Raw genomic sequence first — 15,333 nt, 5'->3', positions numbered from 1 at the left:
CTCTCCAGGCCGTACGTAGACCGCCTGCGGCCGGGGCCCCTGTCCCGGCGGTGTGGGCGAGGGGAACGAGGCCACGTGGCGTCGACCACCAAGAACCCGCCGAAGAAGAAGGCCCGGGGCAAGCCGGCCGCGCGACGCCCGTCGCGTGGCAGCACCGCCCGTGGCCGCGGTGGCCGCAGTGGTGGCGGCGGTCGCGGGAGTGGCCGCGGCGGCGCGACCCGCAAGCAAGGCACCGTCTCCAAGGCCGGCAGCGCCGTCGGTGAGCACCTGTCGGCGCAGAAGCAGGACGCGCTGGGCATCTTCCTGATCCTGCTCGGCGTCCTCACCGGGTTGGGCACGTACGCCGACGCGGCCGGGCCGGTCGGCAGCTTCCTCGAGGCGGTCGCGCTCGGCCTTCTCGGGCTCCTCGGCTACGCGGTCCCGGTCCTGCTGGCCTGGTTCGGGCTGCTGGTCGTGATCGGCCGGCCCAGCCCGGAGATCGGCCGCATCGGCGTCGGCGCCGTGCTGCTTGGCATCGGCGTGCTCGGCGGCCTGCACCTGCTCGCGGGCGGTCCCGAGCCCGCGGACGGCGTCCGCGGGCTGTGGCTGGCCGGCGGCCTGCTCGGCTGGGCGATCGGCCGGCCCCTCACGGCCGCGCTGTCCGTGTGGGGCGCCGGCGCGGTGGTCGTCGCGTTCGTGTCGCTCGGCCTCCTCGTGGTCACCAAGACCCCGTTCTCGGCCGTGATCGACGCCGTGCGCGGCGTGTTCACCCGCGAGTACGACGACGAGGTGGACGACGACACCGCGGCGTCCCCGGCCACCGATCCCGACGTCACGCAGAAGGTGGCCAAGGCGAACACCTCACGGCGTCGCAAGGCCGCCGCGGCGGCGGACGACGCCCCCGACGACACGCAGGCCGAGCAGTCCACCGAGGCGATCCGCCCGACCCGGGTGCGCGCCACGCTCGCGAACAAGGCGTACGAGCAGCCGGCACTCGCGGAGGACGACGCGGACGACGGGTCCACCGCGGCCGACCGCCTCGCCGGCCGTGCCCCCGACCCGCCGGTCGAGCGTGCCAAGGTGCCGGTGGACCCGGCCACGCTGAAGGCGGCCAAGGTCGCCCCGGTGCAGTCGTGGGACGACTACTCGCTGCCGCCGATGGACCTGCTCGCCGGCGGCAAGAAGATGGGCAAGGAGTCCACGCGCACGATCGAGGCCCAGACCGCCGCCCTGCAGGAGACCTTCGACCAGTTCGGCATCGACGCGACCGTCGCCCGCTGGTCGCGCGGCCCGACCGTCACCCGCTTCGAGATCGAGCTCGGCCCGGGCGTGCAGGTGAAGAAGGTCGCCAACATGGGCGACGACATCGCTTACGCGCTGGCCGCCCCGGACGTGCGCATCGTCGCGCCGATCCCCGGCAAGTCCGCCATCGGGGTGGAGGTCCCCAACCGTCAGCGCGACCTCATCACCCTCGGCGACATCCTGCGCTCGCCCGAGGCGCAGCGCGACCCGCACCCGCTGACCGTGTCGCTCGGCGTCGACATCGCCGGCAACCCCGCGTTGGTCAACCTCGCGACCATGCCGCACCTGCTGGTGTCCGGGGCGACCGGGTCCGGCAAGTCCGTCACGCTCAACGGGATGATCACCTCGATCATCATGCGTGCCCGGCCCGACCAGGTGCGGATGATCCTCATCGACCCCAAGCGGGTCGAGCTCAACGGCTACGAGGGCACCCCGCACCTGCTCTCGCCGGTCGTGACGGACCCGCGCCGCGCTGCCGACGCGGTGCAGTGGTGCGTCAAGGAGATGGAGCAGCGCTACGAGCTGCTGGCGCTGCTCGGCTTCCGCAACATCGACGGCTACAACGACGCCGTCCGTGCCGGCGAGGTCGCCCCGCGCCCCGGACGTGACGGTGAGGAGATCGTCCCCGAGGAGCTGCCCTACATCCTGCTCGTGATCGACGAGCTGGCCGACCTCATGCTGGTGGCCCCGCGAGACGTCGAGGACGCGATCTGCCGGATCGCGCAGATGGCGCGCGCCGTCGGCATCCACATGGTGATCGCCACCCAGCGCCCGTCCGTGGACGTCATCACCGGCCTGATCAAGGCCAACATCCCGTCGCGGCTCGCGCTGGCGGTCGCCTCGCAGACCGACTCGCGCACCATCCTGGACATGGGTGGGGCGGAGAAGCTGGTCGGCAAGGGCGACATGTTGTTCCTGCCCGCCAGCCAGGGCAAGCCCTCGCGACTGCAGGGCTGCTGGGTCACGGAACGCGAGGTCGTCTCGGCCGTCACCTACTGCAAGCAGCAGCGCGAGGCCGAGTTCGAGGAGACGGTCGTCAAGACCGGCGAGGACGCCGAGCGCGCCGATTCGGTCCGCTCCGGCGACGACGACTCCGACGAGGCGCTGCTACGCCGCGCCGCCGAGCAGGTCGTGGTGTCCGGGCTGGGCTCGACCTCCATGCTGCAGCGCAAGCTGCGGATCGGCTTCGCCCGCGCGGGCCGGCTCATGGACGAGCTCGAGGAGCTCGGCGTCGTCGGCCCCAACGAGGGCTCCAAGGCCCGCGACGTGCTGTGGACGCCGGAGCAGCTCGACGAGGCCCGCAGCGCCGGCCACCTCTAGGCCGGCCGAGGCACGGCGGGCGTCTCCTCGGGCGGGCGCGGGTCGCCGCCCCGGACGGCGAGAAACCGGCCCGAAGGCCGGTTTCTCGTGGTTCGGGGCGCGGTGTGCGTCAGCGCCAGCGGAACTCGCCGGTCGCCTGGGGACGCTCGCCCTTGAGCTGTCGGCGGGCGTTGCCGGCGGCCAGCCAGGCACCGACCCCCAGGGCGCCGAGCAGGATCAGCCCGACCTGCTGACGCGGCGTGTCCGCGATCTGGTACTTGCCGGCCTCGGCCTCGCCGTGGTCGCCGACGGGGGCCTCGGTGCCCGCCTCGGTGCCGGTCTCGGCAGCGGGCTCCTCGGCGGCCGACACGGGGCCGGCCACGAGGACGACGGCCGCCAACGCGGCCGCGGACGAGCGCAGGATCTTCGAGGTTGCGTTCATGGCGCGCATCGTAGCCACACCGCTGCGCGACCCAGACATCGGCCGCCACCACCGCCGGTGGCGGTCGCGGGCGGCGCGCATCGTGCGGTCGTCGGCCGGTCGTCGTAGGCTTGGCGCGGAAGTCTCGGGTGCCGTGTGTGACCCGGAGACCGTCGTGCACGAAGACGAGGGCCAAGCAGGCGTGAGCACGGGTATCGGCGAGGCGCTGCGCACCGCGCGCCAGGATCGTGGGCGCTCCGTCGAGGACGTGGCGCAGGTCCTGCGGACGCGGTCCGACTATCTGCGCGCGCTCGAGGACGAGCGGTTCGAGGTCTTCGGCGGCGACATCTACGCCAAGGGCTTCCTGCGCAACTACGCGGCGGAGCTCGGGCTCGATCCGCAGCCGCTGCTGGAGACCTACCGACGCGAACACGGCGAGGAGATCGGCTCGACCGTGCTGGTCAGTTCCGGTGCCGCCACCCGGCCGACGCCGCGCAACGCACCGCCGCCGTGGATCGCCTGGGTCCTGGTGGCCGTGGTCGTGCTGGCCGGGCTCGCCTTCATCGGCACGCTCGGCTCCGGACGGGCCCCACAGCAGGCCAGCCAGGATCCCGCCTCGCCGCCGCCCGCGCCGGTGCAGACCGAGGATCCCGACCAGGCGGGCGACCAGGACGACGCGGCCGACGCCGAACCGGAGCCCGAGCCGGAGCCCGAACCCACCTTCGACGGCGTCGAGGTGCTCCTCGCGCTGGAGGAGAGCTCCTGGATGCGCGTCACGATCGACGGGTCGGTGGTGCTCGAGGAGACCGTGCCCGCCGGCGAGACCCGCGCGTTCGGCGGCGACGGCGCCGACGAGGTCGTCGTCCGCTTCGGCAACGCCGGCGGCGTACGGGCGCAGGTCAACGGCGAGGAGGTCGACTCGCTGGGCGCCCGCGGCCAGGTCGTCGAGGTGCGGTTCACTGCCGACGGCGCGGAGACCGCCTGAGCCCTGCACCGGCCCCGCCGGTCGACACCATCGGTTCCCGCACGACCGGTGCCGCCAGGTCGCCGCCGACCACCGTCACCGTCCGCACGCCGCCCCGCCACCCCGTCCCGCCGCGTCCCGCCCGGAGGACCCCACACGTGTCAGCCGCCCCCTCCACGGACGCCTACGCCGTCGCCGTCGTCACGCTCGGCTGCGGCCGCAACGAGGTCGACTCCGAGCAGTTGGCGGGGCTGTTCCACCGCGAGGGCCGCGAGGTCGTGGACGACCCGCAGTCGGCCGACGTGGTACTCGTCAACACCTGCACGTTCATCGCGCCGGCCAAGCAGGAGTCGATCGACACCGTCCTCGAGGCGTGTCAGCTGAAGGACGAGGGGCGGGCGCGCGCCGTGCTCGTCGTCGGCTGCATGGCACAGCGCTACCCGAACGAGCTCGCCGAGGCCATCCCCGAGGCGGACGCGATCGTCGGCTTCGACGGCTACGCGACGCTGCCCAGCGTCGTCGACGACGTCCTGGCCGGCCGCCAGCGCGAGCGCGTCATCGGCGTGGGCGAGGCCCACCCCGGTGCCCGACCCGCACGGCGCGAGCTGCCGCTGATGGTGGCGCCGGTCGGCGACGCGCACGCCCCGGCGCTGCCCGTGTCGGCACCGTCCACGGCCGACGACCTCGAGCACCTGGTGCTCGGCCTGCAGCCGCTGGAGCTGCCGCCCGAGGCGCCCCGGACGGCCACGCCGGCGGCCACCGCGCAGGACGCGCTCGACCGGGTGCCGGCCTCGGGGCCGCGCTTCCCCGTACGCCTGCCCCAGACCGGCGGGGTGCCGCGGCCCTGGGCGTACCTCAAGATCGCGTCCGGCTGCGACCGGGTCTGCACCTTCTGCGCCATCCCGTCCTTCCGGGGCCGCTTCCGCAGCCGCCCCCTGGACGAGCTGCTCGCCGAGGCGGCCTGGCTCGTCGAAGGCGGCGCCCGCGAGCTCGTGCTGGTCAGCGAGAACACCACCTCGTGGGGCAAGGACCTGCCCGGCGGCCGCGGCCTGCAGCCCACGCTGCTGCGCGAGCTGGCGCAGATCGACGGGCTCGAGCGCATCCGGCTGATGTACCTGCAGCCGGCCGAGCTGACCCTGCCGCTGCTGGAGACGATGGCGGAGCTGCCGAAGGTCGCGTCGTACTTCGACCTGTCGCTGCAGCACGTCGCCGCTCCGGTGGTGAAGGCGATGGCACGCTCCGGCGACCCCCAGCGCTTCGGGGCCCTGATCGAGCGGATCCGCGGCCTCGACCCGCAGGCCGTGTTCCGGTCCAACTTCATCCTCGGCTTCCCGGGCGAGACCGACGACGACGTCGCCGCCCTGGAGGACTTCCTCGCCACGCACGTGCTCGACTGGGTCGGCCTGTTCACGTTCAGCGAGGAGGACGGCACGGCGTCGGCGTCGTTCCCGAACCAGGTCCCGGCCGAGCTCGCCCAGGACCGGCTGCAGCGCGTGTCCGACCTGCAGGAGCGGCTCGCCGACGAAGCCGCCCGCCGCTTCGTGGGCCGGGAACTGGACGTGCTCGTGCAGGAGCGGCCCACCGTCGATGGCGCCGTCGCCCTCGCGCGCTCCTATCGTGAGGCACCCGACACGGACGGGGAGATCGAGGTGGTGGACGCCGACGGCCGGCCCGCCGACCTCGACGTGGGTGCCCGCGTGCGGGTCGAGGTCGTCGAGGCCGTCGGGGTCGACCTGGTCGCACGCGTGACCGCCGACGACGGACGCTCGGCCGGTTCGTGACCGACGAGCCGCGGCCGCAGGACGGCGAGCCAGACGTCGTACCGCTCGCCGACCTGCGCACACCGGAGCCGCACTGGTTCAACGTGCCGAACCTGCTCACCTTCCTGCGCGCGCTGCTCGTCCCCGTGATCCTGTGGCTGCTCGCCGTCGACGGCGAGGGCGACACGGCCAGGTGGTGGGCGTTCGCGGTGTTCGTCTTCGCCGCCGCCACCGACTCCATCGACGGTTGGGTGGCGCGCCGCTGGAACGGCGTGACGCGCTGGGGCCAGCTCGCTGACCCGATCGCGGACAAGCTGCTGATCATCGGCTCGCTCGCCAGCCTGGCGGTCGTCGGCGACCTGCCGTGGTGGGCGGTCAACGTGATCATCGCCCGTGAGGTCGCGGTGACCCTGCTGCGGGTGCGGCTGGTCCGGCGCCTCGACCTCGTCATGCCGGCCAGCAACTGGGGCAAGGCCAAGACCGTCTCGCAGGTGGTGGCCGTGGCGGCGTTCCTGGCGCCAGGCGTCCCGACGGGCGTGGCGGAGCTCGTCCTGGACGTCGCCATCGTGCTCACCATCTGGTCCGGCATCGAGTACGCCTTCCGTGCGGGCCGGCTCGTCCGCACGCGACGCGAAGGAGACCCCACATGAGCAACGAGGACACCGGCGTCATCGACGGCCTGGAGATCCGCCCGGCTGGCGAGATCCCGCGGGCCGCCATCGTGTCGGTCGGCAGCGAGTTGCTCCTGGGTGACCTGACCGACACCAACGCGACGTGGCTGTCGTCGCAGCTGCGCGACATGGGCGTCGAGGTGGTGCACCACCTCGCCGTGCGCGACGACACCGAGGAGTTCGTCGACGCACTCCGCTGGCTGGCCGCGCGGGTGCACGTGATCGTGTGCGGCGGCGGGCTCGGCCCCACCTCCGACGACCGCACGCGCGAGTCGGTCGCGGCCGCCGCCGGCGTGTCGCTCGAGCACCACGACGACCTCGAGGAGGCCATCCTCCAGCGCTTCGCGGCGATGGGCCGTTCCATGCCGCCGCAGAACGCCCGTCAGGCGGGCATTCCCAAAGGGGCGCGTCCGTTCCCGCCGGTCGGGACCGCGCCGGGTTTCGCCATCACGATGACCGACCCCGAGCCGGTACGCGTCTACGCCCTGCCCGGGGTCCCGTGGGAGCTGCGCGAACTGTTCCACCGTGACGTGGCCCCGGAGGTCCAGGCCATCGCCGGAGCGCGCGCGACCGTCACCCGCGTGGTGCACGTGATCGGCCGGGGCGAGTCGGACGTCGCGCAGGTCGTGGAACCGATCGTCGGCGACCGCGACGAGGTCGAGCTGTCGTTCCTGGCCCGCTCGCACGAGATCCAGGTCCGGCTGACCGTCAGCGCCGACGACCCGGACAAGGCGCGCGAGGCGTCCCAACCGCTGCTGGAGGAGGTCATCGACGCGCTCGGCGGGTCCGTGGCCGGCGTGGACGAGGAAGGCCTCGAGGACGTCGTCCTGCGCCTGCTCGGCGACGTCGACCAGACCGTCGCCACCGCCGAGTCCGCCACCGCCGGGGACATCGCGGCCCGGCTCGGCACGGTGCCGGGGGCCTCCCACGGGCTGCTCGGCGGGATGGTCGTCTACGACACCGACGTGAAGCACGAGGTGCTCGGCGTCGACCGCGCCCTGCTCGACGAGCACGGACCCGTCAGCGAGGCCGTCACCCGCGAGCTGGCCCGGTTGGCACGCGAGCGCTTCGGCGCCGACTGGGGGATCGGCGTGACCGGTTGCGCCGGACCCGAGCCGCAGAACGGCCTGCCCGTCGGCACCACCTTCTGGGCGCTGGCCCACCCCGACGGCCACGTCGAGGTGCACGGGCGCCGGCTGCCCGGCGATCGGCAGCAGGTGATCAAGCGGCTCGGCAGCGCCGGCCTGGACCTGCTGCGGCGGCGCCTGCAGGAGCGCTGAGGCGGCATGCGCCTGTTCGTCGCGCTGCCCATCCCCGCGGACCTGCGCACGGCGCTGGACACGGCGGTGCAGCCGCTGCGTGACCGGGCATCCGAGGGGCTGAGCTGGACCCGTGCCGAGGGCTGGCACCTGACGCTGGCGTTCCTCGGCACGGTGCCGGACGACCGCGTCGACACGGTCGTCGCGGTCCTTGGCGCCGTGGCCGGCGGCGCCGATGCGATCGACCTGGCGTCCGGTGCGGTGGGCCGGTTCCGCCGCGACGTGCTGTGGTTGGGGGTCGACGACGAGCCCGCCGGTGCCGTCGCCCGCCTGGGGGAACAGGTGCAGCAGGCCCTGGAGGCCGCGGACCTGCCGGTGCAGCGGCGTGACGTCCATGCGCACGTGACGGTGGCACGCAGCCGCCGGCGGGCCGTCGACCGCTCGTTGGTGGACCGCCTCGAGGTGCCCGAGGTGCGCTGGCGGGCCACCTCGTTGCAGCTGTGGTCGTCACGGCTGGGCAAGGGACCCGCCCGCTACGCCGTGGAGCACGACGCACCACTGGGCGGGCGGTATCCGACCTGGTGAGGGAATCGCGCCGGTGCCGCGTCGGCGCTTGACCTCGAGCAAAGTCGAGGTCCTAGCGTGCCGGGGGTCTTCCCGAGATCCAGGAGCCGCGATGATCCAGTGGGCCTATGTCTACGAGCATCCCGACACCGATCCGGTCGCCGACCGCCACGTCGTCGAACGGGCGGGCCTGCGGACGCTGCTGGTGCCCGTACCCGACGCGGCCATGGCCGTGCAGGTGGCGGGCCAGCTCGTGGACGAGGGCGTGCGCCTGATCGAGCTCTGTGGTGGCTTCCCGTTGCCCGATGCCGCCCGTGTGGCGGCAGCCGTCGGTGACCGCGTCCCGGTCGGGCACGTCACCTTCGCGGTCGACGCGATTCCTGGTGCGGCGGCGTTCGGCGGGGCCGTCGCGGAGCGATCGTCAGTCTGAGCCGTGCGCGGCCTGCTCGGCGCGCTGCGCGGGAGCCTCGGCGTCGACCGGCGCGGCCTCTTCCAGTTGGCGAGCGACGGCCGGCTCGACCGTGCCGCCGTTGCCCTTGCCGTGGCCCTGGCCGTTGCCGTTGCCGTTGCCGTTGCCGTTGACCTCGCGCGGGACCGGCGCCGGGAGCGGGTCGTCGTTGGCGCGCAGGTCGGCGAGCAGTTCCCAGATCCGGTCGAACGCGCGCATGGCCTGGCGGGCGTCGTAGAGCGCGCCGTGGGCCTGGTCCTTGTCGTGCGGGATGCCCAGCGCGGCGCACGTCTTGGCGAGGCTGCGCGGCGCCTCGGGGCCAGGTGCGATCAGGGGCAGGGCCAACGTCTCCACGTCCAGCAGGTGGTGGTCCCAGGTCGGTTCCAGCCCCAGCTTGCGGCACATCCGCTCCAGGTGCTGGGCGTCGAAGTCGGGCACCGCGCCGACCAGCACGGCGTCCTGCGCGTCCTCGAGGAAGAGCGTCAACCATTCCTCGGCCGGCGTCTTGTCCTGCGGCGCGATGCGGTCGTGGTAGCGGGTCAGGGTGAGCGCGTCGGTGTCCGCGCCGTCGATCGTGTGCTGCGGGAAGAACTGACGTTCCTCCTGGCGGCCGTCCTCGAAACGAACGATCCAGGCCACCTCGGTCAGCTCGTGGCGCTCGTGGTCGAGGCCGGTGGCCTCCGTGTCCACGAACACGAACCGCGTTCCGTTGCGACGCCTCTTCGCGGGCGGGCTGACACGCTCGTTGGGGGCGTCGGCCATGGGGTCGTTGCCTTCGGTGGGGATCGGTCGGCCACACCGTAGCCGGGACCCGTGTCACGGCCGCGGGACGTCGGCGGGCACCGGTGGACGGACGCTTCGTGGGTGCTCGCATCCGAACACCCGTTCGGGTAACGTCGATGTCCACAGCGGCGACCGAGCGCATCCGCCACCGTGTCGCAGCCGCGACGTACCGTGACGCTCCACCGACACGACGATTCGCCTGCCGGGACGCGGCGGGCCCACCGGGAGGCACCCGTGGACAAGGACAAGGCCCTCGACCTGGCGCTCGCCAACATCGAGAAGCAGTTCGGCAAGGGCTCGCTGATGAAGCTCGGCGACGAGGCCGCGGTCAAGGTCGCCGCCATCCCGACCGGGGCCCTGTCGCTGGACCTGGCGCTCGGCATCGGCGGCCTGCCCAAGGGCCGGGTCGTGGAGATCTACGGTCCGGAGAGCTCCGGCAAGTGCCTGCCGGCCGGCACCTACGTGTGGACCGACCACGGGCTGGAAACGGTCGACGAGCTCTTCTTCCGCGTCGATCAGCCGACGAGCTGCACGTCCAGGGTCACGGACGTCAGCGACTACGGCGTCCGCCTCGTCAACGAGGAGGCGAACCTCGAGCTGATGGCTGGCGTGACGCACAACAACCGCAAGCCGGTCTGGCGCGTCACGCTCGAGTCGGGCCGTCATGTTGAGGCGACCGCAAACCATCCGCTCCGGGTGCTTAACGAGCGGGGACGCATCGTTTGGCGCACAGTTGCAGAGCTGCGGCACGGCGATGTGTTGGTGTCGGCGCTGTTCGGTGCCGACGCCTCACCCGGCGGTAGCCAGCTCACGGAGGACGAGGCGGTGCTGCTCGGTTATCTGGTGGCCGAGGGTTCCCTGGGTGACAACGCGCGCCACGCCATCAACTTCACCAACGCGTACGACCCCGACGTCTACGAGGAGTACGTCTCCCTGCTCGAGCATGTCCTCGGCGTCAGCCGTGACCGTGTCGTCACCTACCAGGGCAAGGAGCACTGCGTCCACGACACCGCAGCCCGGAAACGGCTCGCGGACGAGTATGGGCTCGGCTTCGGTCTCTCCGCGGACAAGGAGATCCCGCACGCCGTTCGGACCGGTGGGCCGAAGGTCCAGCGCGCGTTCCTGTCCGCTCTGTACGAGGGTGACGGCTGGATCGAGCAGGGGCCCGGCATCGGACTGACCACGGCTTCGGTGACGCTGGCCGAGCAGGTTCAACTGCTGCTGTACGGGCTGGGCATCCCGGCCACGCGCTTCGAGCGCCACCATGACGAACTCGACCGCGACTACCACACGGTCCTGGTCGGCGCGGGCGCCGTGCACCGATTCCTGGAGCAGATCGGCTTCCGCTCGCAACGCCGGGCCGCACAGGTCGAGCGCCACCTCGATACGGCACCGGGTACCTCGCCGGCGTCCCGTCACGAACACCTGCCCCACGTCCGTGAGCTGCTGTTCGACCTGCGCGACGCGTTGGGTGGGGATCGGAAACTCGACGCGCTGATCGGCGACCTGCGGCGTACGGACCTCACGGGTCGGGCCGACGGCAGCATCGACTGTTCGCCGAACCGGCTGCTGGCCGTGCTCGAGTGGATCGAGTCCAAGCACGTCCCAGCCAGCGCGCGCCCGCTGGTGGCGCAACTGCACGAGCTCGCTGCACGTCCGCTCACCTACGAGCGGATCACCGCGATCGAGGCGGTGGGTTCGGTGCCGACCTTTGACGTCGTTGTGCCTGGGACGCACAGCTTCCTCGCCAATGGCGTCCTGTCCCACAACACCACCGTGGCGTTGCACGCGGTGGCCGAAGCCCAGAAGGCGGGTGGGATCGCGGCGTTCATCGACGCCGAGCACGCGCTCGACCCGGTTTATGCGAAGGCGCTCGGCGTCGACATCAACGAATTGCTGGTGTCGCAGCCCGACACGGGCGAGCAGGCGCTGGAGATCGCAGACATGCTGATCCGCTCCGGCGCGGTCGATCTCATCGTCATCGACTCGGTCGCCGCACTCACCCCGCGCGCGGAGATCGAGGGCGAGATGGGTGACAGCCACGTCGGCCTGCAGGCCCGTCTGATGTCGCAGGCGCTGCGGAAGCTCTCCGGTTCGTTGAGCAAGTCCAAGACATGTGCTGTTTTTATCAACCAATTGCGTGAAAAGGTAGGCGTCATGTTCGGCTCGCCCGAAACGACCCCGGGTGGGCGCGCGCTGAAGTTCTACAGTTCGGTGCGCCTGGACGTGCGCCGGATCGAGACGCTCAAGGACGGCACCGACGCGGTCGGCAACCGGGTGCGTGTCAAGGTGGTGAAGAACAAGGTCGCGCCGCCGTTCCGGCAGGCCGAGTTCGACATCCTCTACGGCGAGGGCATCTCCAGGGAGGGCTCGCTCATCGACGTCGGCGTCGAGGAGGGCATCATCCGCAAGGCGGGTGCTTGGTACACCTACGACGGCGAGCAGCTCGGGCAGGGCAAGGAGAACGCCCGCAACTTCCTGAAGGAGCACGTCGACGTCGCCGCCGAGATCGAGAAGAAGGTCAAGGACAAGCTCGGCGTGAACCCGCTGGCCGCCGACGACGCCGACGACCTGGAGGGCTGAGCGTGTCGGAAGCGGGCGGCTTCAAGGACGCCGAGCGCTGGCTGGCGCAGCGCGGCGTGCCGCGTGATCCCATCCGGGTCCCGCTCACGGCCCCGGAACCGGCCCAGGAGGGCGGTGGGGCACAGGGGCCCGCCGCGCCGGACGCGTCCTCGCCCGCTCCGCCCACCTCGGCTCGCGAGGCGGGCCGCCTGGCCGCCGAGGCACACGACGAGGCCGTGCGGCGCGCCGACGAGCGCGCCGCCACGCCCGACCCGGCGGCCCCCCGGCTCGACGACGACGTCGCCGAAGCGGTCGCGTTCCTGCGCCGCTCCACCGCGATGGCACCGCAGAGCGAGGCACGCCTGCGCGACAAGCTACGCGGGCGGGGCACCCCCTCTGCGGTCGTCGAGCAGGCCCTGGAACGCGCCCGCCGGGAACGGCTGGTCGACGACGAGGCGATGGTCGCCGCGCTCGTCGACGAGCGCCGCCGCAAGGGTCACGCCCCCGCGCGGATCCGCCGCGACCTGCGCGAACGCGGCTTCGACGCCGCACTGCTCGACCGTGCGCTGACGCCGGCCGATGCCGAGGACCCCGAGGCGGCCGCGTACGCGCTGGCGAGCGAGAAGGCGGCGCGCTGCACCGGCCTGGCGCCCGAGGCCGCCTTCCGGCGTGTGGCCGCACACGTCGTCCGGCGTGGGTATGCCGAAGGACTGGCGCGCAAGGTCGCCCGCGAAGCCGTGTTCACCGCCCGCGACGCCCAGCGAACCGCCGGTCACTGACGCGTTGACGCGTTGACGTGCCCACGCGTCGACACCTCGGCCCCGGACGAGCGGCGGCAGCCAGCCCGCTCCGGTGGGCCCACGGTGCGCTTCCGTGATCGTTCACCCAAGCGAACCGGGGGAGCGATGTACGGCAAGCAGGACCTCTACGAGCTGATCGGGGCGACCGCCTACGACCGCGATGGGCAGAAGCTGGGGACGGTGGACACGGTGTTCGTGGACACGGAGACCGGAGAGCCCACCTTCGCCGCCGTCACGACCGGCCTGTTCGGGACCAGGTCGTCGTTCGTGCCGCTGGTCGACGCCAACTTCCGCGACGGCGACCTGCACGTGGCCCACGCCAAGGATCGTGTCCACGACGCGCCGAACATCGACGTGGACGAGCACCTCGCCGCCGCCGACGAGCGCGAGCTGTACCGCTATTACGGCATCCCACTCGCCGACGACGTGACGTCCGCCCATTCCGACGCCGCCGACGACGGTGACGCGTCGCGCGCCACCGACGCCGAAGGGACGGGCGCCCCCGCCGGCGGTCACCTGCCGTCCGGGGCCGACCTCATCGCCGACCAGGGGATCGACCCCATGCTCGACGGCCCCATGGTCGCGCCGGACGAGCGGCTGCGCCTGCGTCGCCTCGGAGCGCCGGTCGGACACGCCGAGGAACCGAGGATGTACGACGACCCCGATGCGTCGCAAGGCTCGACCGACGCCACCACCACGACACGACATCCTGATCGCGGCACCGTCGCCGACCGCTGAGGGGGCGCTGCGGGCAACCGTGGGGAGGTGGCCGTCAGCTGAACCGGACGAGGTCCCCGGAGGTCCTGCCGATGGCCGGACAGGGGACGTTGTGACCCCGGCGCTGGCGGGCACCAGAGGGTCGCAGATGCGTGCTTCGTCCGGTTTCGTTGAGGCATGGACATCCCCGACGGAACAGGGAACACATGATCACGAAGCAGGATCTCGACCGCGTCATGGGCGCGACCGCCTACGACCAGGACGGCGACCGCATCGGCAGCGTCGACACCGTTTTCGTCGACGACCAGACCGGTGAGCCCACCTTCGCCCTCGTCAACACGGGGCTGTTCGGCACACGCTCGTCGTTCGTGCCCATCCAGGACGCGAACCTGACCGACGACGACCTCCACGTCGGCTACGCCAAGGACAAGGTCAAGGACGCCCCGAACATCGACGCCGAGGGCCACCTCGACCCGTCCGAGGAAGCCGAGCTCTACCGCTACTACGGGATGCCGTACGAGCAGGGCTACGGCGAGAACCTCCGCGACGACGCGACCGCCCAGGACACGACCCAGCCGGCCGGCACCGAGACCGGCGGGATCGGCGGCGACACGAGCGGCATGACCGGCGGCACCGCCGGTGTGACCGGTGGCACGCTCGACGAGGACCGCAACCAGTTCGGCACGGCCGGGCACGACACCAGTGGGCCCACCACCGACGATGCCATGACCCGCTCCGAGGAGGAGCTGCACGTCGGCAAGGAGCGCCACGAGGCCGGGCGCGTGCGCCTGCGCAAGCACGTCGTGACCGAGCACGTAACCAAGACCGTGCCGGTCCAGCGTGAGGAGGTCCACCTCGAGCGCGAGCCCATCACCGAGGGCAACGTCGACGCGGCGACCAGCGGCCCTGCCATCTCCGAGGAAGAGCACGAGGTCATCCTCCACGAGGAGGAGCCCGTCGTGGAGAAGCGGGCGGTGCCGAAGGAGCGCGTCCGGCTGGAGAAGGACGTCCACACCGAGCAGGAGCGCGTCGAGGAAGACGTCCGCAAGGAAGAGATCGACGTCGCCGGGCTCGAGGAGTCGCGCGACCAGCAGCGCTGACGCCGATCGGTGACCGTTGAGCGAGGTGGCGGCGCGCGGGCCCTGCCCGGCGCCGCCACCTTCGTGTCACACGACCTGCCGAGGAAGGAACGATCGTGAGCGACCCCGACCGGCGCGACGAGGATCCTGGACTGCTCGACGAGACCGCGCCACTGCCACCCGAGGGCGGCGAGACGACCGTGCCCTCCGAGGGACCGGACGACCCGCCCAACGAGGGCGAGCTGCCGAAGGATCCCGACTGAGGCCGCAGCCGCCGGCTCCGCTAGCCTGAGGACCACGTGGTGCGGGTGAGCGAGGAGGCGCCGTGGACGTCGTACAGGCCTGGGTGATCGTCGGCGTCCCCGTCCTCGCCGTCGCGCTGGGGCTCTTCACCGGCCAGTCACAGCGCCGGGCCTGGTTCGGGTACGCGCTGCTCGCCGGGCTCGTCGTGTTCTTCGTCACCGTCCCCGGCGACGTCATCTCGGCGTCGCTCCTCGGCATCGTCCTGGTGGCGTTCGTCGCCGCCGGGCGCGGTACCCACAGCGACGCCGGCCTGCCGGAGCACCACCAGAACCGCAAGCGGCTGACCACGGCCCGCGAGGGTGGCGACGGCGCCCCCTGACGACGCCGTCACGGCGACCGCCGGCGCGCGTCGGCCAGGTACGGAGCCGCGCCACGAGGTCGGCAGGACCGCCGGCACGATCCGGCCACAGGCGTCGCCGGGC

15 protein-coding genes and 1 pseudogene are annotated in these 15,333 nt (G+C 72.4%); 14 read left to right on the top strand and 2 right to left on the bottom strand.

The features are described 5' to 3' along the window. Positions 1-75 precede the first annotated feature (75 nt). Positions 76-2,601, top strand: coding sequence for a DNA translocase FtsK (locus ACERM0_RS13510; RefSeq protein ID WP_373679131.1), 2,526 nt, complete (start codon positions 76-78; stop codon positions 2,599-2,601). A 109-nt stretch (positions 2,602-2,710) separates the two neighbouring features. Here ACERM0_RS13510 and ACERM0_RS13505 read toward each other — a convergent pair whose 3' ends face one another. Beyond that, positions 2,711-3,022: a hypothetical protein gene (locus ACERM0_RS13505; protein WP_373679130.1), complete on the bottom strand. Its 312-nt coding sequence runs from the start codon at positions 3,020-3,022 to the stop codon at positions 2,711-2,713. Between the two features lie 181 nt (positions 3,023-3,203). Between ACERM0_RS13505 and ACERM0_RS13500 the strand changes: the two genes are divergently transcribed. From ACERM0_RS13500 to ACERM0_RS13475, 6 genes are all read left to right on the top strand, one after another. Continuing rightward, positions 3,204-3,986 (top strand): helix-turn-helix domain-containing protein, encoded by a 783-nt coding sequence (locus tag ACERM0_RS13500; RefSeq protein ID WP_373679129.1) that lies wholly within the window; start codon positions 3,204-3,206, stop codon positions 3,984-3,986. 137 nt (positions 3,987-4,123) lie between these two features. Beyond that, positions 4,124-5,746: a 30S ribosomal protein S12 methylthiotransferase RimO gene (gene rimO, locus ACERM0_RS13495; RefSeq protein WP_373679128.1), complete on the top strand. Its 1,623-nt coding sequence runs from the start codon at positions 4,124-4,126 to the stop codon at positions 5,744-5,746. Next, positions 5,743-6,375: a CDP-diacylglycerol--glycerol-3-phosphate 3-phosphatidyltransferase gene (gene pgsA / locus ACERM0_RS13490; protein ID WP_373679127.1), complete on the top strand. Its 633-nt coding sequence runs from the start codon at positions 5,743-5,745 to the stop codon at positions 6,373-6,375. Before rimO ends, pgsA begins: the two co-directional genes overlap by 4 nt. Further along, positions 6,372-7,676: a CinA family nicotinamide mononucleotide deamidase-related protein gene (locus ACERM0_RS13485; RefSeq protein ID WP_373679126.1), complete on the top strand. Its 1,305-nt coding sequence runs from the start codon at positions 6,372-6,374 to the stop codon at positions 7,674-7,676. Before pgsA ends, ACERM0_RS13485 begins: the two co-directional genes overlap by 4 nt. 6 nt (positions 7,677-7,682) lie before the next feature. Continuing rightward, positions 7,683-8,240 carry an RNA 2',3'-cyclic phosphodiesterase gene (gene thpR, locus ACERM0_RS13480; RefSeq protein WP_373679125.1) on the top strand — a complete coding sequence of 186 codons (558 nt, stop codon included), beginning with the start codon at positions 7,683-7,685 and terminating at the stop codon, positions 8,238-8,240. A gap of 91 nt (positions 8,241-8,331) precedes the next feature. Continuing rightward, on the top strand, positions 8,332-8,649 hold the full coding sequence (locus tag ACERM0_RS13475; RefSeq protein ID WP_373679124.1) for a DUF6506 family protein: 318 nt from the start codon (positions 8,332-8,334) through the stop codon (positions 8,647-8,649). Here ACERM0_RS13475 and ACERM0_RS13470 read toward each other — a convergent pair. Continuing rightward, on the bottom strand, positions 8,641-9,363 hold the full coding sequence (locus tag ACERM0_RS13470) for a PolC-type DNA polymerase III (protein WP_373679123.1): 723 nt from the start codon (positions 9,361-9,363) through the stop codon (positions 8,641-8,643). The genes ACERM0_RS13475 and ACERM0_RS13470 overlap by 9 nt on opposite strands. A 321-nt stretch (positions 9,364-9,684) precedes the next feature. Here ACERM0_RS13470 and ACERM0_RS13465 point away from each other — a divergent pair. The 7 genes and pseudogenes from ACERM0_RS13465 to ACERM0_RS13435 all read left to right on the top strand — a co-directional run. Beyond that, positions 9,685-9,891: pseudogene (locus ACERM0_RS13465) on the top strand (DNA recombination/repair protein RecA); the annotation flags it as partial. Then, positions 9,865-12,033: a recombinase RecA gene (gene recA / locus ACERM0_RS13460; protein ID WP_373679260.1), complete on the top strand. Its 2,169-nt coding sequence runs from the start codon at positions 9,865-9,867 to the stop codon at positions 12,031-12,033. The pseudogene ACERM0_RS13465 and the gene recA, both read left to right, overlap by 27 nt. Positions 12,034-12,035: 2 nt before the next feature. Continuing rightward, positions 12,036-12,791, top strand: coding sequence for a regulatory protein RecX (locus tag ACERM0_RS13455; protein ID WP_373679122.1), 756 nt, complete (start codon positions 12,036-12,038; stop codon positions 12,789-12,791). Between the two features lie 126 nt (positions 12,792-12,917). Further along, on the top strand, positions 12,918-13,550 hold the full coding sequence (locus ACERM0_RS13450; protein ID WP_373679121.1) for a PRC-barrel domain-containing protein: 633 nt from the start codon (positions 12,918-12,920) through the stop codon (positions 13,548-13,550). Positions 13,551-13,735: 185 nt separating this feature from the next. Continuing rightward, a complete protein-coding gene (locus ACERM0_RS13445) occupies positions 13,736-14,629 on the top strand; it encodes a DUF2382 domain-containing protein (protein ID WP_373679120.1) in 894 nt (297 codons plus the stop codon). 95 nt (positions 14,630-14,724) lie between these two features. Next, positions 14,725-14,871, top strand: coding sequence for a hypothetical protein (locus tag ACERM0_RS13440; RefSeq protein WP_373679119.1), 147 nt, complete (start codon positions 14,725-14,727; stop codon positions 14,869-14,871). Positions 14,872-14,933: 62 nt separating this feature from the next. After that, complete coding sequence (locus ACERM0_RS13435) at positions 14,934-15,230, top strand: hypothetical protein (RefSeq protein ID WP_373679118.1); 297 nt, start codon at positions 14,934-14,936, stop codon at positions 15,228-15,230. Positions 15,231-15,333: the final 103 nt, after the last annotated feature.

The sequence above is a fragment of the Egicoccus sp. AB-alg2 genome (genome assembly GCF_041821065.1).
Taxonomy (GTDB): Bacteria; Actinomycetota; Nitriliruptoria; order Nitriliruptorales; family Nitriliruptoraceae; genus Egicoccus.
The sequence above is the reverse complement of the archived record's forward strand: the minus strand, read 5'-3'. Positions and strand labels throughout refer to the sequence as shown.